We start from the raw sequence: 20988 nt of genomic DNA on the forward strand, positions 1-20988 counted from the left end.
ATCGCGAACGGCACGTTCAACATCCGCGCCAACGTCTGCGCCAGATACGTCTTACCCGTCCCCGTCGGACCGATCAGAAGAATGTTCGACTTCGCGAGCTCCACGTAGTCCGGGTCGTCGGGGCTCGACGGCTTGGACTGCTCGCCCGCCTGGACGCGCTTGTAGTGGTTGTAGACGGCGACGGCCAGGGCCCGCTTCGCGGCGTCCTGGCCGATGACGTACTGCTCGAGGAACTCGAAGATCTCCTTGGGCTTGGGCAGCTCCGTGAGGCCGAGCTCCGTCGCCTCGGCGAGCTCCTCCTCGATGATCTCGTTGCACAGGTCGATGCACTCGTCGCAGATGTACACACCCGGGCCCGCGATGAGCTTCTTGACCTGCTTCTGCGACTTGCCGCAGAACGAGCACTTCAGCAGGTCGGCGCCGTCTGAGATACGAGCCACTACGCGTCTCCTTGTCCCGGTGCCGAGGCCTCCTGCCGTCGGGGTCGACGGCGCGGGGCCCGAGCACGGCCGAGCGAGTCCTGCTCCCCATTCCACACCACGGGGCCCCCGTTGTCAGGTGGGCTCCCCGTACGGGGCGCAACGTGTCGCGCCGTCGTCCCCCGGCGGGGGACGACGGCGCGGCGTGAGGTCATGCTGGACAGGCGGTCACGTCAGGGCTTGTTGACCGCGACGGCCTTGCGGCTCTCGAGGACCTGGTCGACGAGGCCGTACTCCTTCGCCTGCTCGGCGGTGAGGATCTTGTCGCGCTCGATGTCCTGGCGGACCTGGTCGACCGACTTGCCCGAGTGCAGCGCGAGCGTGTCCTCGAGCCACTCGCGCATGCGGATGAGCTCGTTCGCGTGGATCTCGATGTCCGACGCCTGCGCGTAGCCGCCGCCCTCCATCGCGGGCTGGTGGATGAGCACGCGCGCGTTCGGCAGGGCGAGGCGCTTGCCCGGCTGACCGGCGGCGAGCAGGACCGCGGCGGCGGAGGCGGCCTGGCCCAGGCAGACCGTCTGGATCTGCGGCTTGATGTACTGCATCGTGTCGTAGAGCGCGGTCATCGCGGTGAACGACCCGCCCGGCGAGTTGATGTAGAGGATGACGTCGCGGTCGGGGTCCTGGCTCTCGAGCACGAGGAGCTGGGCCATGACGTCGTCGGCGGACGCGTCGTCGACCTGGACGCCCAGGAAAATGATGCGGTCCTCGAACAGCTTGGTGTAGGGGTCCTGGCGCTTGAAGCCGTACGCGGTGCGCTCCTCGAACTGCGGGAGCACGTAGCGGGACGACGGCGCGCCGCCCGGCAGCGCGATGCCGCCGGGACGCGCGCCCGCGCCGGCGAGGCGCTGCGCGGTGGACAGGTACTGGGACTCGGCGCTGAAGCTCACGGGTTCTCCTCGGTGAAGTCTGGTGTCCGGTGCGGGGTCAGGAACCCGTGGTGCCGCCGCCGCCGGTCACGGACGACGCGTTGGTGACGACGTGGTCGATGAAGCCGTACTCCAGCGCCTCCTCGGCCGTGAACCAGCTGTCGCGGTCGTTGTCCTTGAGGATCTGCTCGAGCGGCTTGCCGGTCTGCTCGGCCGTCAGCTCGGAGAGGACCTGCTTCATGTGCATGATGAGCTGCGCGTTGATGCGCACGTCGGTCGCCGTGCCTCCGATGCCGCCCGAGGGCTGGTGCATCATGACGCGCGCGTGCGGCGTCGCGTACCGCTTGCCCTTGGTGCCGGACGAGAGCAGGAACTGCCCCATCGAGGCCGCCATGCCCATGGCGATCGTCGCGACGTCCGGCTGGATGTACTGCATGGTGTCGTAGATCGCCATCCCGGCCGTGATCGACCCGCCGGGCGAGTTGATGTAGAGCCAGATGTCCTTCTCCGGGTCCTCCGCGGCGAGCAGCATCATCTGGGCGCAGATGGCGTTCGCGTTCTCGTCGCGCACCTCCGAGCCGAGCCAGATGATGCGCTCCTTGAGGAGCCGGTTGTAGATGGAGTCGTTGAGTCCGAAGCCCGGACCCTCGGCGCGGTTGACCGGGGCCGTCGCGTCGGACGGCAGGTACAGCTCGTTCACTTCCATCTCCTTCGTCGCTCCCGCGGGTCGCCCCCGCCTGCGCTGCCCTGGCCGGCCCCGGGACGGTGCCCCGGTCCAGCCGTGCTGCAGTGACCCTAACGCGGTCCGTGCCCGGCGTTCGTCCCGATAGCGCGCGTTTTCGCTGACGGCGCACCACGCGGCCGGTGCACGCCGTCACGGCACGGGCACGACGACGGCCCGCCCCCTCGTGCGGAGGGTGCGGGCCGTCGTGGGACCTGCTCCGGCCGGGTGGCCGGTGCCGTGTCAGGCCTTCGTCGAGTCCTTCTCGTCGTCCTCGACCGGCGCCTCAGCGGCGGCGTCGGCGGAGTCGTCGACGAGCGCCTCCTCGACGGGCTCGGCCGCGACGTCCTCGACCGACTCGTCCGCGGCGGCGTCCTCGTCGTCCGAGCCGATGAACTCGGTGAGGTCGACGACGTTGCCGGCGGAGTCCTTGACCTCGATCTGGCGCAGCGCGACGGCGAGGGACTTGGAGCGCGCGACCTCGCCGACCATCGCCGGGATCTGCCCGCCCTGGTCGAGCGACTGGATGAACTGGTTCGGGTCCATCCCGTACTGGCGCGACGCGCTCACGAGGTACTCGAGGAGCTCGTTCTGCGCGACCTTGATCTCGAGCTGCTCGGCGAGGGTGTCGAGCAGGATCTGGTTGCGGATGGCGTCGGTCGCCTCGACGGTGACCTCGGCGCGGTGCGTCTCGTCCTCCAGGCGGCCCTCGGACTCAAGGTGGCGGTGCACCTCGGCCTCGACGACACCCGACGGCACGGGGATCTCGACGGCGTCGTTGAGCGCCTTGAGGAGCTCGTCGCGCGCGGCGACGGCCTGGTTCGAGGTCTTGATGCTCGCGACCTGCTCGCGCAGGTCCGCGTTGAGCTCCTCAAGCGTGTCGAACTCGGAGGCGAGCTGGGCGAAGTCGTCGTCCGCCTCGGGCAGGTCGCGCTGCTTGACGGAGGTCGCCGTGACGGTGACGGACGCCTCCTGGCCCTCGTGCTCGCCGCCGGCCAGCGGGGCGTTGAACGTGGTCGTCTCGTCGGCCGAGAGGCCGGTCAGCGCCTCGTCCAGGCCCTCGAGCATGTTGCCCGAGCCGATCTGGTAGCTGACGCCGGAGACGGAGTCGACCTCCTCGCCGTCGATCTCGGCCGTGAGGTCGAGCACGACGAAGTCGCCCTCGGCCGCGGGGCGGTCGACGCCGACGAGGGTGCCGAAGCGCTCGCGCAGCGCGTCGAGGCGCTCGGTGACGTCCTCGTCCGTGACCTCGGCCGGCTCGACCGTGATGGCGAGCGAGTCGAGGGAGGGAAGCGTGATCTCGGGGCGGACCTCGACCTCGGCGGTGAAGACCAGCTGGCCCTCGCCGGCCTTGGCCGGGATCTCGGTGACCTCGACCTCGGGCTGGCCGAGCGGGCGCAGGCTCTCCTCGCTCGCGGCCTGGCGGTAGAAGCCGGACAGGCCGTCGTTGACGGCGTGCTCGATGACGGCGCCCCAGCCGACGCGCTGGTCGATCACGCGCGGCGGGACCTTGCCCTTGCGGAAGCCGGGGATGTTCACCTGCTCCGCGATGTGCTGGTAGGCGTGCTCGATGCTCGGCTTGAGCTCGTCGTACTCCACCTCGACGGTCAGCTTGACCTTGGTGGGGTCCAGGGTCTCGACGGCGCTCTTCACTTCGATGATCTCCAACTGATCGGGGTGGGCCGGCGTCCGGCCGGGGACGGCTCCGCACGCAGGCGTACGGGCAACCGTTCCATGGTACGCGAGCGGTCAAGCGCCGCGGTCAGGCCGACGTGCGCGGACCACCAGGGCGACGGCGAGCCCGACGACGGCGGTCGCGACGACGGTCTGCCACCGCAGACCCACGACGCCCAGCACGTCGAGCAGCACGGCCATGACCATCTGGCCGCCGACGACCGTCAGCGTGAGGACGAACGTGCCGAGGTGGCGCACCGCGTAGGCGGCCGCCACGGTGATGAGCGTCCCCAGCGGGCCGCCCAGGTAGAGCCACCACTGCCCGGGCAGCGTGACGCCGTCGAGCCCGCCGAGGGGCGCGGCCAGCGCGCAGACGACGGAGATGCCGACGAGACCGCCCGTGACCGAGGTGAGGGTCGCGACCACCGGGTCGCCCGTGAGCTGCGTGACCCGGCCGTTCCCGGCCTGCTGCCCGCACAGGACGGCGCCGCCGACGAACAGCGCGACGCCGGCGAGCACGGCGCCCCACCCCGCGTCGGTCGTCGCGCCGCCGAGCACCGCGACGCCCAGGCCAACGAGCGCCGCGAGGCCCGCAGCGACCCGGCGCGGGGTGAGCCGCAGCGGGGCGGGGAGCCCGACGCCGCGCGCGTCGAGCGCGAGGCCCGCGACCGTCTGGCCGGCGACCGAGCACACGGACGCGACCGCGACGCCGACGAGCGGGATCCCGGCGGCCATGGCGACGACGATCGGGACGCTGCACAGCCCGACCGCGAACCACCACCAGGACGCGGAGGTGCGCAGGACGTGGAGCGTGGAGCGGACCCGGCGACGGGCGACCACCACGAGCACCGTCGCGAGGAAGGTCCCGACGTAGGAGAGCCAGGCCGCGACCACGGGTCCGGTCCCGGCGGCGGCGAGGTCCCCGTTGAGCCGCCCCTGGAGCGACAGCACGGCACCGCTGCCCGCGGCGACCAGGGCCGCGAGCGTGACCCGGGTCGCCGGGCCGGACGCGGGAGCGGTCAGGGTCACGGGGCACCTCTCGAGGACGGGGCCGACGCGACGGCCCGGACGTCGACGACGCCCCGCGACGCCCCGGAGGGGGCGCCGCGCGAAGGTCGGGGTGACAGGATTTGAACCTGCGACCTTCCGCTCCCAAAGCGGACGCGCTACCAACCTGCGCCACACCCCGTCGCCCGCCGCGGCGGCGGGCCAGGGCAAGTGTACTGGCGGGTGGGAGCGCCTTCGTCGGCGCACGGCACCGCCCGGGTCAGACGGCGGGCAGAGCTGCCGGGGTTTGCTAAGGTTGCGGCCGCAGGTCGGCGCCGCGCCGGTCCTCGGCCCTCCGGCCGAGGAGCTCGGATCGCGGTCCAACGGCCCGCGCGGGCGTAGCTCAATGGTAGAGCCCCAGTCTTCCAAACTGGCTACGCGGGTTCGATTCCCGTCGCCCGCTCACGCACGTCCGGGCTCCGTCCCGAACGTGGATACCGAACGTCACAGGGGCGCCCCGCCGGACCGGCGGGGCGCCCCTCGTCGTCTCGCCCGCACACCGACGCCCCCCGACCGGACGACCGTCACGTGGACGGCGTTGCAGGGTCCGGACGCGGACCGATAGCCTCAGGGTCACGCGCGCCGCCCGCAGGCCCGGACCTCCGGGTGACCGCGGCGCGACCGACCAGGAGGAGCGAGGAATGACCGCGACGATCGCGCGTCCCGCACCGCTGCACCGCGCCGTGTCGCGCGTCTCCTGTTGTCGCTGTCTCGGCTGTCGCTGACGACCCGCCGCCGTCCCGCGCGCCTCTGCGCGCCGCACCCCGGCCGTCGGTCCGCACGAGCCCCCGCCGTCGTGCGCGCGCGCCCGCAGCGTCCCCGCGAGACGCTGGGCACCGTGGCCGCGGGACGCGACGGCCCCCGTCCCCTGATCGGTACCCCCACCCCGGCTCACCCCGAGCCGTCGACAGAAGAGGAAGACATGGCACGCATCTACGACGACGTCACGCAGCTCGTCGGCAACACCCCCCTGGTCCGTCTCAACAAGCTCACGGACGGTCTCGGCGCCACCGTCGTGGGCAAGCTCGAGTTCTACAACCCGGCGAACTCGGTGAAGGACCGTATCGGCGTGGCGATCATCGACGCCGCGGAGGCGTCGGGCGAGCTCAAGCCGGGCGGGACGATCGTCGAGGCCACCTCCGGCAACACCGGCATCGCGCTCGCGATGGTCGGCGCCGCGCGCGGCTACGACGTCGTGCTGACGATGCCCGAGACGATGTCGAAGGAGCGGCGCGCGCTGCTCCGTGCGTTCGGTGCCGAGCTCATCCTCACGCCGGGGTCCGAGGGCATGAAGGGCGCCGTCAACCGGGCGGACGAGATCGTCGCCGAGCGCGAGGGCGCGATCCTCGCGCGCCAGTTCGCCAACGAGGCCAACCCCGAGATCCACCGCCGCACGACGGCGGAGGAGATCTGGGCCGACACGGACGGTGCCGTCGACATCGTCGTCGCGGGCATCGGCACCGGCGGCACCATCACGGGCGTGGGCCAGGTGCTCAAGGAGCGCAAGCCCGGCGTGCAGATCGTCGCCGTCGAGCCCGAGGAGTCGGCCATCCTCAACGGCGGCCAGCCCGGCCCGCACAAGATCCAGGGCATCGGCGCGAACTTCGTGCCCGAGATCCTCGACACCTCCGTCTACGACGAGGTCATCGACGTCAACGCCGAGACCGCGGTCGAGTTCGCGCGCCGCGCCGCGAAGGAGGAGGGGCTGCTGGTCGGCATCTCGTCCGGCGCCGCGATCGCCGCCGCGCTCCAGCTCGCCGCGCGCCCCGAGAACGCGGGCAAGCTCATCGTGACGATCATCCCCTCGTTCGGTGAGCGCTACCTGTCCTCCGTGCTCTACGCCGACCTGCTGGACTGACGTGACCGACCCGCGTCCCCACCACCGGACGGCCGGCTACCGGCTGCGCCGGTTCGTGCGCGTGCTCGGCGAGGACCTCGAGGCGGCCCGGCGGCGGGACCCCGCCGCCCGCAGCCGCCTCGAGGTCGCGCTGGCGTACCCGGGCGTGCACGCCGTGTGGGCCTACCGGCTCGCGCACCGCATGTGGCGCGAACCCTTGCTGCGCCTCCCGGCACGCCTCGTGTCGCAGGCGGCGCGGGCGCTGACCGGCGTGGAGATCCACCCCGGCGCGCGCATCGGCCGACGCCTGTTCATCGACCACGGCATGGGGGTCGTCGTGGGCGAGACGGCGGTCGTCGGCGACGACGTGGTGCTCTTCCACACGTCCACCCTCGGCGGGCGGTCGATGAAGCGCGGCAAGCGGCACCCGACGCTCGGAGACCGTGTCGTCGTCGGGGCGGGAGCGAAGATCCTCGGGCCGGTCTGGATCGGCGACGACGTGCAGGTGGGGGCCAACGCCGTCGTCGTCAAGGACGTGCCCGCCGGGGCGGTCGCGGTCGGGGTCCCGGCGAAGATCCGTATGCCCGCCACCGCGCCCGCGGCACGGGACGCCGTCGAGGACCCGTCGCTCCTCATCGAGTACGTCATCTGAGCGCGGACGCGGGGCCGCCGTCGGGCACGACGGCGGCCCCGTCGTCGCACGTGTTTGTTCTAGTTCCCCTAGAACAACTAGACTGCTCGTGTGATGTTCCGCATCGACCCGCAGGCCGACGAGCCGCTGTTCGCGCAGCTCGTCGCCCAGGTGCGTCTCGGCGTCGTCCAGGGGCGGCTCGCCCCGGGCGAGCGGCTCCCCGCCGCCCGTGAGCTCGCCGAGGCGCTCGACGTCAACGTGCACACCGTGCTGCGCGCGTACCAGGAGCTGCGCGACGAGGGGCTCGTCGACCTCCGCCGCGGGCGCGGCGCCGTCGTCACGGCACCCGCCGCCCTCGACCTCACGACGCTGCGGGCCGCCGTCGACCGTGTCGCGGCCGAGGCCCGCGCCCTCGCGCTGCCGCCCGAGACCGTCCTGACCCTCGTGAAGGAGGCCCTCCGATGACCCCAGCCGCCCCGCGCCGCTCGCCCGGACGACCGACCGAGGACGGCCGCCCGCGCCCGGACGACCATCGCACGCTCGCGCTCCTCGTCGGCGCCGCGGGGGCGGTCGTCACCGTGGTCGCGGCGCTCGTCGCGCTGAGCTGGTCGGCAGACCTCCCCGACCCCGTGGCGATCCACTGGGGCACGGGCGGCGCGGACGGCTTCGCGTCGCTCGGTGCGGCGGTGGCGGGGAGCACGGCCCTGGGCCTGGTCACCTCCGCGGCATTCGCCGCGATGACGGCGTTCCTGGGCCGGTCGGCGGCGAACCGGCGGGTCGCCGCGGGGGTCGCCGTCGGGCTCCCGGTCATGCTCGCGGTCCTCACCCTCGGGTCGCTCTGGATCCAGCGCGGCCTCGCCGACGCCCACGACGTCGGCGGCGTGAGCGCCGTCACGGCCGTCGCGCTGGGCACCGGCCTCCTCGTGGGGGTCGCGGTCGGGGTGCTGGTCCCGGGCGACCGCCCGGACCCGACCGACGCCGGGGTCCCCGGCGACGCGCCCCGGGTCGCCCTGCGCCCGGGCGAGCGCGCCGCGTGGGTCGGGCGCACGAGCGGCGGGCCGACGGTGCTCGTCGCGATGGGTGCGATCGTCCTCACCACGGTCCTGGCGCTCGTCCTGCGCGAGTGGGCGCTCCTCCTCGTCCCGGTGGTCCTGGGGCTGCTGCTCGCCGCGATGATGTCGTGGGTCGTGCGCGTCGACGAGGGCGGGCTGTCGGTCCGGTCGACGCTCGGGTTCCCCCGCACGCGCGTCCCGGTGGACGAGGTGGTGCGAGCCGACGTCGCCGACGTCTCGCCGCTGCGTGACTTCGGCGGCTGGGGCTGGCGCGCGGGCCGAGGCGGCGCCGTCGGCATCGTCGTGCGGGCCGGGGAGTCGCTGCGCGTCGAGCGCACGGGCGGCCGCGCGCTCGTGGTCACGGTCGACGACGCCGGGACCGCCGCGGCGCTCCTCAACACCCTCGCCGACCGAGCCCGCCGGATCGGCTAGTCTGGAGCCGGGCGGTACCCGAGACTCCGCGTACCGGATACCCCCTGCCCGGCACGCGACCGGGTACCGCCCGCACCCCGACCCCGCGCACGACGCCCCGGGTACTACCCCCGGCCCCCGGCGCGCGGGAGCACCCGTACGACGACCCTCGACGAGGAGGAGCCCGCATGCGTCTCGGCATCCACACCGGCTACTGGTCGGCCGGCCCCCCGGACGGCGTCCAGGACGCGATCGTCGCGGCGGACCGCCTCGGCGTCGACTCCGTGTGGACCGCGGAGGCCTACGGCTCCGACGCCTTCACGCCGCTCGCGTGGTGGGGCTCGCGCACGTCCCGGATTCGCCTCGGGACCGCCGTCGCGCAGCTCTCCGCCCGCACCCCGACCGCCACCGCGATGGCCGCGCTGACCCTGGACCACCTCTCGGGCGGCCGGTTCGTCCTCGGGCTCGGCGTCTCAGGCCCGCAGGTCGTCGAGGGCTGGTACGGGCAGCCGTACGCCCGCCCGCTCGCCCGCACGCGCGAGTACGTCCAGGTCGTGCGCGACGTCCTGCGCCGCGAGGCGCCCGTCACGTCGGCCGGTCCGCACTACCCGCTCCCCCTGCCCGAGGGCACGGGCCTGGGCAAGCCGCTGCGCTCGACCGTGCACCCGCTGCGCGCTGACCTGCCGATCCACCTCGCCGCCGAGGGGCCCAAGAACATCGCGCTCGCGGCCGAGATCGCGGACGGGTGGCTCCCGCTCTTCTACTCCCCCCGCATGGACGCGACGTTCCGCGAGCTCCTCGCGGACGGGTTCGCGAAGCGCGCCCCCGAGCGGTCCCCCGAGGCCGCGTTCGAGGTGAGCGCGACGGTCCCGGTGGTCGTGCGCGAGCACGTCGAGCAGGCCGCGGACCAGGTGCGCCCGTTCCTCGCGCTGTACGTGGGCGGCATGGGCGCCAAGGGCGCGAACTTCCACCGGGACGCGCTCGACCGCCTCGGGTACGCCGAGGCGTGCGACGAGATCCAGGCGCACTACCTCGCCGGTCGCAAGGACCTCGCGGCGGCGGCGGTCCCGACGGCGATGGTCGAGGACGTCGCGCTCGTCGGGCCGCCGGAGAAGATCGCGCGCGACCTCGCCGCGTGGCGCGACACCGCCGTGACGACGCTCCTCGTCCAGGGCGACGCGACGGCCGTGCAGACGCTCGCCCCGCTCCTCGCGCCCCGACCCCCTCGCTGAGCGCGGGTATCCGTCGTCCCTGGGTCGCGGGGACGGCAGATTCCCCGCGCTCAACGGTCGGGGGTGTCGTCCTCGGGGAACCAGACCGCCCGGCGCAGGTCGACGCGGCGGCCGTCGCGCGACAGCGGGCACCCCTCGGCGCGCAGCTCGGTGAGCGCGGCGTCGAGGTGGTGCGCGGGGGGCGACCCCGCCGCGTTGACGACGCGCCACCACGGGACCGGCGCACCGTCGTCGTCCACGCCGGACGACCCCGCGAGCACCTGGCCGACCTGTCGCGGCCCGCCGCGGTGCAGCGTCTCGGCGACGATCTCCGCGACGAGCCCGTACGTCATGGCGCGCGCCGGCGGGATGCGCCGGACGAGCGCGAGGACGGCGCCCGCGTACTCGGCGGCGAGCGCCGTGCGGTCCGTGCCGGCGTCGCCGACCGGTGTCTGGTCCGCGGTCGAGCCTCCCGTGCGTCGTGCCATGGGTCCCGACCCTAGCCGCCGCATTTGTCCTGGCGCGACGCGAGCCGAGCCAGGAGGATCGGGGCCATGAGCGACCACCGCCCCGCACGCCTCCCCGACGGCTACGAGCTCGTCCCCCTCTCGACGTCCGACCTCCGCGACGTGCTGGAGCTCGACACCACGACGTTCCCGTCCCCGGTCGAGGTCGACGAGCTTGTCGACCTCCCGTTCCCGCTCACGTGGGAGCGCACGGTCGGCGTGACCGTCGAGCACGAGGACGACGACGCGCCGCCCGTCGACGGCGCGCGTCCCGTGCGGCGCGAGCTCGTCGGGATGCACGCCTCGTACCCGTTCGCGCGGTTCCCCGTCCCCGGGGCGACCGCCCCGGTCGCCGGCCTCACGTGGGTGGGCGTCCACCCCGGGCACCGCCGCCGCGGGATCCTCTCCGCCATGATCGACACGCACCTCGCGCGGTGCCGCGAGCGCGGCGAGCCCCTGTCCGCGCTCTTCGCCGCGGAGGCGGCCATCTACGGGCGCTTCGGCTACGGCAAGGCCGCGGACGACCTCCGGCTCACCGTCCCCCGCGGGGCCGCGCTGCGCGACGTCCCCGGCGCCGACCGCCACACCGTGCGCATCGAGCGGGCCGACCGCGAGCGCCACGGCGCGCTCGTCGCGGCGCTCCACGAGCAGGCCGGCGCCGACCCGACCGGCCAGGGCGCGGGCGTCAACCGGCCGGGTTGGGCGGCGCGCGAGACGCCCGAGCTCCAGGCCACGTTCTGGGACGACGCGAAGGTGTGGCGCAAGGACCGCGAACCGACGCGCATCGCGATCGTCGAGCTCGACGGCGAGCCGCGCGGGTACGCGCGGTTCCACCGCAAGCTGTCCTGGGAGGTCACCGGGCCGCGCGGGCCCGTCAGCACGGGCGAGGTCGTCGCGCTGGACGCCGCGGCGGCACGCGCGCTGTGGGGCGTGCTCACCGACCTCGACCTCACGCACGAGGTCACGCCCTTCATGCTGCCGATCGACGACGTCGTCACGAGCCTCCTCGTGGACCCGCGCTCCGCGTCGCCGCGCCTCGCGGACAACCTCTGGGTGCGCGTCGTGGACGTCGCGGCCGCGCTCGCCGCGCGGCGCTACGCGGCGGACGTGGACGTCGTCCTGCACGTGACGGACGAGCGGCTGCCGCACAACGCGGGCCGCTGGCGGCTGCGCGCCGAGGCCTTCGCCGTCGCGACGGCCGAGCGCACCGAGGACGCGGCGGACCTCTCGCTCGACGTGCGCGAGCTCGGCGCCGCGTATCTCGGCGGGGCGTCGCTCGCGGCCCTCGGCGCGGCGGGTCTCGTCACCGAGCACTCCCCCGGCGCCCTCGCCCGCGCGAGCGCGGCGTTCGGCTGGCCCGTCGCCCCGGTGTGCAGCTGGGTCTTCTGAGGCTCACGCCTGGCAGACGCCGCACCAGTAGAGGTTGCGACCGGCGAGCTCCTTGAGCAGCACGGGCGTGCCGCACACGCGGCACGGCAGCCCGTCCCGGTGGTAGACGTAGAACGCGTCCTCCGCCGGGACGGCGTCGGGCGCACCGTCGGCGTTCTGCCGCACGCGGCGGCGCCCGGGCGCCGCCTCGACGACGTGGGCCGCAGGGGCTGCGCCGTCGCGGTCCTCGGGCCGGGTCGTGACGATCGCTCCCGTCCGGGTGCCGTCGCGCAGGAGGACGACGAGGTCGTCCCACAGGGCGCGCAGGTCCTCGGCGGGCTCGTCACGACCGGGGCGCATCGGGTCGAGCCGCGCACGGAACAAGGACTCCGCGCGGTAGATGTTGCCGACGCCGGCGACGACGTCCTGGTTCATGAGGAGCAGCCCGACGGCGCTGCGCGAGCGCCGCACGGCGGCGACGAACTCCTCGCGCGGGTCGCCCTCGCCGGGAGCGGCGTCGCGGATCGGGTCGGGCCCGAGCCGGTCCTCGACGGCCCGCTTCTCCTCCCCCGTGACCACCTCGCACGCCGTCGGCCCGGTGAGGTCGGCGACGGCCTGCGACCCCACGAGCCGCACGCGCACCGCGCCGCGGGGCGGCGGGGGCGACCACGCGTCGTCGGGCCCGCACTCGGGCGCACCCGGCCCCGCCGGGACCGTCTCGCGCTCCCCGATGCGGCGCCGCGGGGCGCCGATCGCGTGCCAGACGGCGGTGCTGCCGTCGCCCGCGAACGTCCATGCCCCGTAGAGGCCGAGGTGGACGCGGAGCCAGCGCACGACGTCGGGCCGCGCGGCGGTCCCCTGACCGAGGAGCGTCGGGTCGGCGAACCCGAGGAAGAGCTGCTTGCCCCACGCCTCGCTCGCGACGAGCACGTGCCCGTCGAGCGCGGCCGCGCCCGCGGCGAACCGGCCCTGCGGGCTGCTCACCGTGAGCGTCTCGCCCGTGAAGAGCTCCCCGAACGCGCGGGCGAGCCGGTGGACGGTGTGCCCCTCCGGCACGTCAGGCGGAGGCGCCGCGCGCCGCCTCGTACGCCGCGAGCTGGTCGATCCGGCGCTGGTGGCGCGGGTCGCCGCTGAACGGCTCGGCGAGGAACGCGTCGACGAGCTCGACAGCCTCGTCGACCGAGTGCTGGCGCGCGCCCACCGCGACGACGTTGGCGTCGTTGTGCTGGCGGCCGAGGCGTGCGGTCTCGAGGTTCCAGGCGAGCGCGGCGCGCACGCCGACGACCTTGTTGGCCGCGATCTGCTCCCCGTTGCCCGACCCGCCGATGACCACCCCGAGCGAGCCCGGCTCGGCGGCGACCGCCTCGCCCGCCGCGAAGCAGAACGACGGGTAGTCGTCCTGCGCGTCGTAGGTGTGGGCCCCGTGGTCGACGACGTCGTGCCCTGCGGCCTCGAGGTGCTCGACGAGATGGGTCTTGAGCTCGTAGCCGGCGTGGTCCGCGGCGAGGTGAACGCGCATGGGCCCATCATGCCCCAGCGGGGCACCGGGACGTCGGGGGGAGGCCGTAGCCTGAGACGCATGACACAGACCTCCCCGACGTCCACGTCCGCGTCCTCGTCCGGCACCACCGGCGCAGTCGGCACCGAGCGCTCCGGCATCGACCTGGACGCGCTGGACCCCGTCGTCCGGCCGCAGGACGACCTGTACCGCCACGTCAACGGGCGCTGGCTCGCGACGCACGAGATCCCCGCCGACCGCGCCATGGACGGCGCGTTCCGCGCCCTGCACGACCAGGCCGAGGTCCACGTGCGCGAGATCATCACGGACCTCGGCGCACAGGTCGCCTCCGGCACCGGGGACGTCGGCGCGGACGCCGCGAAGGTCGGCGCTCTCTACGCGAGCTTCATGGACACCGACCGGATCGAGGCGCTCGGCACGACCCCGCTCCAGACCGACCTCGCGCTGGTCGCGGCCGCGACGACCCAGGCCGAGCTCACCGGTGCGCTCGGCGCGCTCCAGCGCACCGGGGGCGCGGGCGCCGTCGGCTTCTGGGTGGACAACGACGCGAAGGACCCCGAGCGGTACGTCGCCTACCTCTACCAGTCCGGGCTCGGGCTGCCCGACGAGGCGTACTACCGGGAGGACCAGTACGCGCCGGTGCGCGAGAAGTACGTGCCGCACGTCGCGCGCATGCTCGCCCTCGCGGGCGTCACCGCCGAGACGTGGGGCGCGGCTCCCGAGGACGCGGCCGTGCGGGTGCTGGCGCTCGAGACGAGGCTGGCCGCGAAGCACTGGGACGTCGTCCGCGACCGCGACGCCGACCTCACGTACAACCCCCGCACGCTCGCCGCGCTCGCCGACGAGGCGCCCGGGTTCGACTGGCGCGCGTGGGTCCTCGCGCTCGGCGCCCCGCAGGGCTCGCTGGACGACGTCGTCGTGCGCGAGCCGGACTTCGCGGCCGGCTTCGCCGAGCTGTGGGCGAGCGAGCCGCTCGAGGACTGGAAGCTCTGGATGGTGTACCACCTGGTCACCGCCCGCGCGCCGTACCTCACCGACGAGGTCGTCGAGGCCAACTTCGACTTCTACGGGCGCACGCTGTCCGGTGCGCAGGAGGTGCGCGAGCGCTGGAAGCGCGGCGTCTCCGTCGTCGAGGGCGCGCTCGGCGAGGCCGTGGGCGCGCAGTACGTCGCGCGGCACTTCCCGCCGTCCCACAAGGCGCGCATGGAGGAGCTCGTCGCCTACCTCGTCGCCGCGTACCGCGAGTCGATCACGACGCTCGAGTGGATGACGGACGAGACCAAGGAGAAGGCGCTCGCCAAGCTCGAGGCCTTCACCCCGAAGATCGGCTACCCGGTGAAGTGGCGCGACTACTCGGCGCTCGTCGTCGAGGCGGACGACCTCGTCGGCAACGTCCGCCGCGCCCACGCGTTCGAGCAGGACCGCGAGCTCGGCAAGATCGGCAAGCCGCTGGACCGCGACGAGTGGTTCATGACCCCGCAGACCGTCAACGCGTACTACAACCCGGGCATGAACGAGATCGTCTTCCCCGCGGCGATCCTCCAGCCCCCGTTCTTCGACCCCGAGGCCGAGGACGCCGTGAACTACGGCGGCATCGGCGCCGTCATCGGGCACGAGATCGGGCACGGCTTCGACGACCAGGGCTCCAAGTACGACGGCGCGGGCCGGCTCGAGGACTGGTGGACGACGACGGACCGCGAGGAGTTCGAGAAGCGCACCAAGGCGCTCATCGCCCAGTACGACGCGTTCCGCCCCGCCCAGCTCGGCGAGGACGGGCCGCACGTCAACGGCGCGCTGACGATCGGCGAGAACATCGGCGACCTCGGCGGCCTGTCGATCGCGCTCAAGGCCTACCGGATCGCGCTCGGCCGACCGCTCGACGAGGCGCCCGTCGTCGACGGGCTCACGGGGATCGAGCGCGTGTTCCTCGGCTGGGCGCAGGTCTGGCAGTCCAAGGGCCGGGACGAGGAGGTCGTGCGCCGCATCGCGACCGACCCGCACTCCCCCAACGAGTTCCGCTGCAACGGCGTGGTCCGCAACGTCGACGAGTTCTACGCGGCCTACGACGTGCAGCCCGGTGACGCGCTGTACCTGGCCCCCGCGGAGCGCGTGCGCATCTGGTGACGTGAGGAGCACGAGGGGCCCGCGGCGGTTCGCCCGCCGCGGGCCCTTCGTGCGTCCAGGGTCGGCCCCGGCGCGGTGACAGAGCTGCCTAGAGCTGCTCAGAGCGTCCGGATGCCGGCACGGGCGATCGTGAACCCCTTGCCCGTCGCGTCGTCGCGGCACGTCATGCCCGTCTCCGCGCTGTCGCACGTGAACGGGCCGACCGTCTTGGACGTGCCGTAGTCCAGGATCGCGGTGTCGCCCGGCGCGGGCTGCGGCTGCTCGGCCGCAGGGACGCAGGGCTGCTCGACGCTGCCGTCGGCGCCGAGGACGACCTTGTACCCGACCGTGCCGTCGCAGCCTGCCACGGGCGCCGGCTGGGTGCCGAGCTGGGCGATCACGCACGTCGCGCTGACGTCGGTGACCTCGCACGTGATGTTGCGCGACTCCGACGCGAACGTCTCGGACACGGTGGGCTCGGCCGGGGGCGCTTCCTCGGTCCCCTCCGTGGCGGTCGCGGACGGGGGCGGGGTCGCGCCGCCCGCGGGATCGCCGTCGTCCCCGCCCCCGAGGAGGGAGATCGCGAACACGATCGCCCCGATGACGAGCAGCGCGTCGACCACGATGAACGCGATCCACCCAGGGCTCAGCCGGTCCGACCGGCGGCCACCGCCGCCGGTGCTCCCACCCCGCCCGGCAGGGGGTCGGGGTGTCGCGCCCGACCCGCCCGCACCGGCCGCGGCAGCGTTCGGCGCGACCGATGCCGGCGGGTGGTAGGCCGGCTGGGGCTGCTGGGGTGCGGCCGAGGCGTAGCCCGCCGGCGCCCCGGGGTCGTACGACGGAGCGCCGGGAGCCGCGTACGCGCTCGTCGGCGCGTAGCCGGTCGGTGCGGCGTCCGCGTAGGCCGGTCGGCTCGCGGCGGTCCCGACGGGAGCGGCGACACCGAACCCGTTCTGCTCGGTCGCGTAGCGCACCCGCTGCGGGGGCACCGGTGCCGGCACCGCTGGCTGGGCGGCGGTCGGGAGCTCCGTGATCGGCGTGACGTGCTGGACGGTCGTCGGCTGGAACGACGACGCGACGACGGTCGGCTGCCCGTCCGCCGGCGTGGCGCGGGGAGCCTGGGCCGTCGGCCCGCTCGTGGGCGCGAACGACGGCGGCACGACCGCCGCGGCGCCCGGCACCGGGCCGGCGAACGCCTGGGTCGGCTGGGCGTCGTCCCTCCCGACCGCGCGCCCCGGCACGCCGCCAGGGGGCGGCGGCGGTGGTGGCACGGGTGCGTTCGGGGACATGCGGCTCCTCGCGGGCTCCTCGTCGGACTCACCCGGCACGACCGGGCGGCGGGCGCTCCTGACACCGCCCGCAACCTGACGAAGCATGGCACGAGGCACCCGTGCGGGTCGAACCCCGCCGACGGCCGGACGGTCCCGTCGGCGGGGTTCCCGGGTCGGACCGGGTCAGTCGAAGACCGGGCCCTGGGTCCGCGTGCGCTTGATCTCGAAGAAGCCGGGGGTGCTCGCGACGAGCACGCACCCGTCCCACAGCCGACCTGCGGCTTCGCCCTTCGGGGCGGGCGTCACGACCGGGCCGAAGAACGCGGTCTCGCCGAACGCGACGACCGGCGTGCCGACGTCCTCGCCGACGCGCCCGATCCCCTCGGCGTGCGACGCGCGGAGCTGCCCGTCGTAGGCGTCGGAGCCCGCGGCCTGCGCGAGCGACGCGGGCAGGCCCGCCTCCGCGAGCGCCTCGAGCAGCACCGCGTCGTAGTCCGTGCGGCCGCCCGGGTGCAGGCGCGTCCCGATCGCGTCGTAGAGGGGCTTGACGACCTCCTCGCCGTGCTCGACGCGCGCGGCGGTGACCACGCGCACCGGACCCCACGCCTTCTCCATGAGCTCGCGGTACTCCGCCGGCAGGTCCCGACCCTCGTTGAGCACGGCGAGGCTCATGACGTGCCAGCGGACGGTGACGTCGCGTACCTGCTCGACCTCACCGATCCAGCGGCTCGTCATCCACGCCCACGGGCACACGGGGTCGAACCAGAAGTCGGCGACGCGCACGGCGTCCTCGGTCGCGGTGGTGTCGGACGTCGCGGTGAGGGTCACGGGACGGGTCTCCTTCGTCGTGGGCGGCGCCCGGTGGACCCGGGTCGCCAAGGTGTCAGGGCGGCGCGCGCGGACGGCCGACGCCGTCGCCCACCCAGTCTCGACACCGGGCGGCCGCAGCGTATTCCCGGAAGGTATTCCCGAGGGCGCGCGCGGGCACCCGTGGGATGATCGTCCGTGGCCCACAGGCCGCCGTCGAGGCCGCCCGGCCCGACCCGAGACCGAGGAGATGCAGTGCCCGGAGAGAACCTCACCCGCGCCGAGGCGAGCGAGCGCGCGGCGATCGTCGACGTCCAGTCCTACGAGGTCGACCTCGACCTCACGACGGGGGCGACGACGTTCGCGTCGACGACCGTGGTGCGGTTCACCGCGACCGAGGGAGCGAAGACCTTCGTCGACCTCGTCGCCCCGACGGTGCGCGAGGTCGTGCTCAACGGGCGCTCCCTCGACCCGGCGGAGGTCTTCGCGGACTCGCGGATCGCGCTCGAGGGACTGGCGGCCGACAACGAGCTGCGCGTCGTCGCCGACTGCGCGTACACGAACACCGGGGAGGGCCTGCACCGGTTCGTCGACCCGGTCGACGGCGAGGTCTACCTCTACACCCAGTTCGAGGTCCCGGACTCGCGCCGCGTGTTCGCCGTGTTCGAGCAGCCCGACCTCAAGGCGACGTTCGCGTTCACGGTCACGGCACCCGCGGCGTGGGAGGTCGTGAGCAACCAGCCGACGCCGGCGCCCGCGGTGCTCGGCCCGAAGGCCGACCCGACGGGCACCGGCGAGGGCGACGTCGAGGTCGCACGCTGGGCGTTCGAGCCGACGCCGCGCATCTCCTCGTACATCACCGCGCTCGTCGCGGGCCCGTACGTCGTCGAGCGCAGCGAGCTCACGTCGTCGGACGGCCGCACCGTCCCGCTCGGGGTCTTCTGCCGCGCCTCGCTCGCGGACCACATGGACGCCGACTACGTCTTCGACAAGACGCGCGAGGGCTTCGCGTTCTTCGAGTCCGCGTTCGAGCACCCGTACCCGTTCGACAAGTACGACCAGCTCTTCGTGCCCGAGTACAACATGGGCGCGATGGAGAACGCGGGGTGCGTGACGTTCACCGAGACCTACGTGTTCCGCTCCAAGGTCACGGACGCCGTCAAGGAGCGCCGCGTCGTGACGATCCTCCACGAGCTCGCCCACATGTGGTTCGGCGACCTCGTCACCATGAAGTGGTGGAACGACCTGTGGCTCAACGAGTCGTTCGCCGAGTACGCCTCCACCCTCGCGACCGCCGAGGCCACCGAGTGGCACGAGGCCTGGACGACGTTCGCCGCGATGGAGAAGTCGTGGGCCTACCGCCAGGACCAGCTCCCCTCGACGCACCCGATCGTCGCGACGATCAACGACCTCGAGGACGTCTTCGTCAACTTCGACGGCATCACCTACGCCAAGGGCGCGTCGGTGCTCAAGCAGCTCGTCGCGTGGGTCGGCAAGGAGCAGTTCCTCGCGGGCGTCGCCGCGTACTTCCGCAAGCACGCGTGGGGCAACACCGAGCTGCGCGACCTGCTCGTCGAGCTGGAGGCCACGAGCGGCCGCGACCTCACCGAGTGGTCGGCGCTGTGGCTCGAGACGGCGGGCGTCAACACCCTGCGCCCCGAGTTCGAGCTCGACGCGCACGGCCGCTTCACGACGTTCGCCGTCGTGCAGTCGGCCGCCGCGGACCACCCGACGCTGCGCCCCCACCGTCTCGGTATCGGCCTCTACGACGTGCAGGACGTCGACGGCGGACAGGTCCTGTCCCGGGTCCACCGCGTCGAGGTCGACGTCGACGGCGCCCGCACCGAGATCCCCGAGCTCCTCGGGCTCGACCGTCCGCAGCTCGTCCTGCTCAACGACGAGGACCTCGCCTACGCGAAGATCCGCCTCGACGACGCGTCGCTCCAGGTCGCGACCGAGCACCTCGCCGACCTGTCGGACCCGCTGGCCCGCTCTCTCGTCTGGGGTTCCGCGTGGGACGCGACGCGCGACGGCGAGACCCCGGCGAGCGACTACGTCCGCCTCGTGCTCGGCAACATCGCGCGCGAGACCGAGTCGACGACGATCCGCACGACGCTCAACCAGCTCGCGCTCGCCGCGAAGACGTACGTCGCGCCGGAGCGCCGGGACGAGACCCTCGCGCACGTCGGGGACGTGCTCTGGTCGCTCGCGCAGGGCGCCGCCTCCGGCTCCGACCTGCAGTTCCAGCTCGTGAAGTTCTTCGCGCACCTCGCCTCCACCCCCGCGCACGGCGAGGCGCTGCGGTCGCTGCTCGACGGCTCGGCCGCCCTCGACGGGCTCGAGATCGACACCGACCTGCGCTGGGAGATCCTCGAGGGCCTCGTGCTCCTCGGGCTCGCGGACGACGCCGAGATCGAGGCGACCCTCGCCGCCGACTCGACGGCGACCGGCCAGCAGTCCGCCGCCCGCGCCCGTGCGACGGTGCCCACCGCCGAGGCGAAGCGCGCGGCGTTCGACCGCCTCGTCGGCTCGGACGACGCGCCCAACGCGATCGTCCGCGCCACGACGCTCGGCTTCCAGCACGTCAACGACCCGGCGGTGCTCGCGCCGCTCGTCGGCCCGTACTTCGACGCGCTGCTGCCGCTCTGGGAGGAGCGGTCGTACCACATCGCCGAGGCCCTGGTCACCGGCCTGTACCCCGCGCCGCTCGCAACCACCGAGCTGCGTGACGCCACGCAGTCCTGGCTCGACGCGAACCCCGACGCCGCCCCTGCGCTGCGCCGCCTGGTCGTCGAGAACCTCGCCGGCGTCGAGCGCGCCCTCACCGCCCAGGCCGCCGACGCCTGACCCGACCCACCCCGACGCGCCGGGCTGCTCCCACCACGGAGCGGCCCGGCGCTTCGCCGTTGGTCGCGAACCCGCGGGCCGAGTCCGCGATGGTGCGCGGCCACCCCCCGATCGCCGAGGGAGAACCGTGGTCGGCTGAGGTAGAACGCCGGTTCACCGAGGGAGAGCCGTGGGTCGGCCGAAGTGCACCCTGGTCGTGCGCGACGGCGTCCGCTCCCCTGTCGCGGTCGGCTGGTCCAACGGCAGTCGACCACCAGGGCGGCCCAGAGCTCCGAGGCGTCGCAGTCGGTCAGTGACCCGGCGGGTCACCCCGGCCCACCCTCGACCATGCGCCCTTCTCGAGCCGAGCATGGGGTGACGGCTCGTCAGGCGGCCGGAAAGGGCAGCAACCACATGCTCGGCGAAACACGGCGTTTGGCCCGTCATGCCGGCGCAAGACGGTGCGAGACCGTGCCGGGGCCGCGCGACGCACGACGCACGACGCACGACGCACGACGCACGAACGAACCCACCACGCGGGCAGTCGCCCGGGCAGGCGAAGACCAGGGCGAGACGACGCCGGGCGGGGTGGGTGGTGGTGCCGCGTCGTGGCGGGCCTGGCGGGAGCCGCGAGGAACGAGCGGCGGATGGTAGAC

At 73.9% G+C, this 20988-nt stretch carries 18 protein-coding genes and 2 tRNA genes; 9 read left to right on the plus strand and 11 right to left on the minus strand.

The genetic code is table 11. The annotated features are described in order from the left end of the window. From ACFVN3_RS20155 to ACFVN3_RS20180, 6 genes are all read right to left on the minus strand, one after another. A partial coding sequence (locus ACFVN3_RS20155) for a ClpX C4-type zinc finger protein (RefSeq protein ID WP_378234749.1) occupies positions 1-440 on the minus strand: 440 nt, incomplete at its 3' end. A gap of 212 nt (positions 441-652) precedes the next feature. Further along, on the minus strand, positions 653-1369 hold the full coding sequence (locus ACFVN3_RS20160) for an ATP-dependent Clp protease proteolytic subunit (RefSeq protein WP_378234750.1): 717 nt from the start codon (positions 1367-1369) through the stop codon (positions 653-655). Between the two features lie 37 nt (positions 1370-1406). After that, the gene (locus ACFVN3_RS20165; protein ID WP_087471688.1) at positions 1407-2054 is read right to left on the minus strand and encodes an ATP-dependent Clp protease proteolytic subunit; all 648 of its coding nucleotides are present in this window, start codon (positions 2052-2054) and stop codon (positions 1407-1409) included. A 258-nt stretch (positions 2055-2312) separates the two neighbouring features. Further along, entirely contained in the window at positions 2313-3722 is a 1410-nt protein-coding gene (tig, locus tag ACFVN3_RS20170) for a trigger factor (protein WP_378234765.1), read from the minus strand. 96 nt (positions 3723-3818) lie between these two features. Continuing rightward, positions 3819-4772: a DMT family transporter gene (locus tag ACFVN3_RS20175; RefSeq protein WP_378234751.1), complete on the minus strand. Its 954-nt coding sequence runs from the start codon at positions 4770-4772 to the stop codon at positions 3819-3821. Positions 4773-4858: 86 nt separating this feature from the next. After that, a tRNA-Pro gene (locus ACFVN3_RS20180) sits at positions 4859-4932 on the minus strand. Positions 4933-5122: 190 nt separating this feature from the next. Here ACFVN3_RS20180 and ACFVN3_RS20185 point away from each other — a divergent pair. The 6 genes from ACFVN3_RS20185 to ACFVN3_RS20210 all read left to right on the plus strand — a co-directional run bounded on the left by ACFVN3_RS20185 (position 5123) and on the right by ACFVN3_RS20210 (position 9953). After that, positions 5123-5193, plus strand: a tRNA-Gly gene (locus tag ACFVN3_RS20185). Positions 5194-5712: 519 nt separating this feature from the next. Continuing rightward, entirely contained in the window at positions 5713-6648 is a 936-nt protein-coding gene (gene cysK, locus ACFVN3_RS20190; protein WP_064317332.1) for a cysteine synthase A, read from the plus strand. 1 nt (position 6649) lies between these two features. Next, a complete protein-coding gene (epsC, locus tag ACFVN3_RS20195; RefSeq protein ID WP_378234752.1) occupies positions 6650-7279 on the plus strand; it encodes a serine O-acetyltransferase EpsC in 630 nt (209 codons plus the stop codon). Positions 7280-7369: 90 nt separating this feature from the next. After that, positions 7370-7723: a GntR family transcriptional regulator gene (locus ACFVN3_RS20200; RefSeq protein WP_378234753.1), complete on the plus strand. Its 354-nt coding sequence runs from the start codon at positions 7370-7372 to the stop codon at positions 7721-7723. Next, positions 7720-8742 carry a DUF1648 domain-containing protein gene (locus ACFVN3_RS20205; protein ID WP_378234754.1) on the plus strand — a complete coding sequence of 341 codons (1023 nt, stop codon included), beginning with the start codon at positions 7720-7722 and terminating at the stop codon, positions 8740-8742. The genes ACFVN3_RS20200 and ACFVN3_RS20205 overlap by 4 nt, the downstream gene beginning before the upstream one ends. A gap of 167 nt (positions 8743-8909) precedes the next feature. Further along, positions 8910-9953, plus strand: coding sequence for an LLM class F420-dependent oxidoreductase (locus ACFVN3_RS20210; protein ID WP_378234755.1), 1044 nt, complete (start codon positions 8910-8912; stop codon positions 9951-9953). A gap of 50 nt (positions 9954-10003) precedes the next feature. On the opposite strand, the gene ACFVN3_RS20215 is transcribed toward ACFVN3_RS20210, so the two are convergent. Continuing rightward, complete coding sequence (locus ACFVN3_RS20215) at positions 10004-10420, minus strand: MGMT family protein (RefSeq protein ID WP_378234756.1); 417 nt, start codon at positions 10418-10420, stop codon at positions 10004-10006. A gap of 66 nt (positions 10421-10486) precedes the next feature. On the opposite strand from ACFVN3_RS20215, the gene eis reads away from it, so the two are divergent. Further along, positions 10487-11827: an enhanced intracellular survival protein Eis gene (eis, locus tag ACFVN3_RS20220; RefSeq protein WP_378234758.1), complete on the plus strand. Its 1341-nt coding sequence runs from the start codon at positions 10487-10489 to the stop codon at positions 11825-11827. Positions 11828-11830: 3 nt separating this feature from the next. Here the strand turns inward: eis and ACFVN3_RS20225 are convergent, their stop codons facing one another. Both ACFVN3_RS20225 and ACFVN3_RS20230 read right to left on the minus strand, forming a co-directional pair. Continuing rightward, complete coding sequence (locus tag ACFVN3_RS20225) at positions 11831-12862, minus strand: Fpg/Nei family DNA glycosylase (protein ID WP_378234759.1); 1032 nt, start codon at positions 12860-12862, stop codon at positions 11831-11833. A gap of 1 nt (position 12863) precedes the next feature. Further along, positions 12864-13325 (minus strand): ribose-5-phosphate isomerase, encoded by a 462-nt coding sequence (locus ACFVN3_RS20230; protein ID WP_378234760.1) that lies wholly within the window; start codon positions 13323-13325, stop codon positions 12864-12866. 60 nt (positions 13326-13385) lie between these two features. On the opposite strand from ACFVN3_RS20230, the gene ACFVN3_RS20235 reads away from it, so the two are divergent. Further along, a complete protein-coding gene (locus ACFVN3_RS20235) occupies positions 13386-15449 on the plus strand; it encodes a M13 family metallopeptidase (protein ID WP_378234761.1) in 2064 nt (687 codons plus the stop codon). 98 nt (positions 15450-15547) lie between these two features. On the opposite strand, the gene ACFVN3_RS20240 is transcribed toward ACFVN3_RS20235, so the two are convergent. Both ACFVN3_RS20240 and ACFVN3_RS20245 read right to left on the minus strand, forming a co-directional pair. Beyond that, on the minus strand, positions 15548-16717 hold the full coding sequence (locus tag ACFVN3_RS20240; protein WP_378234762.1) for a hypothetical protein: 1170 nt from the start codon (positions 16715-16717) through the stop codon (positions 15548-15550). A gap of 165 nt (positions 16718-16882) precedes the next feature. After that, positions 16883-17527, minus strand: a complete 645-nt coding sequence (locus ACFVN3_RS20245; RefSeq protein WP_378234763.1) for a DsbA family protein — start codon at positions 17525-17527, stop codon at positions 16883-16885. A 234-nt stretch (positions 17528-17761) separates the two neighbouring features. Between ACFVN3_RS20245 and pepN the strand changes: the two genes are divergently transcribed. After that, a complete protein-coding gene (gene pepN, locus ACFVN3_RS20250; RefSeq protein WP_378234764.1) occupies positions 17762-20353 on the plus strand; it encodes an aminopeptidase N in 2592 nt (863 codons plus the stop codon). Positions 20354-20988: the final 635 nt, after the last annotated feature.

The organism is Cellulosimicrobium sp. NPDC057862 (genome assembly GCF_042797035.1).
In the GTDB taxonomy this organism is placed as follows: Bacteria; Actinomycetota; Actinomycetes; order Actinomycetales; family Cellulomonadaceae; genus Cellulosimicrobium.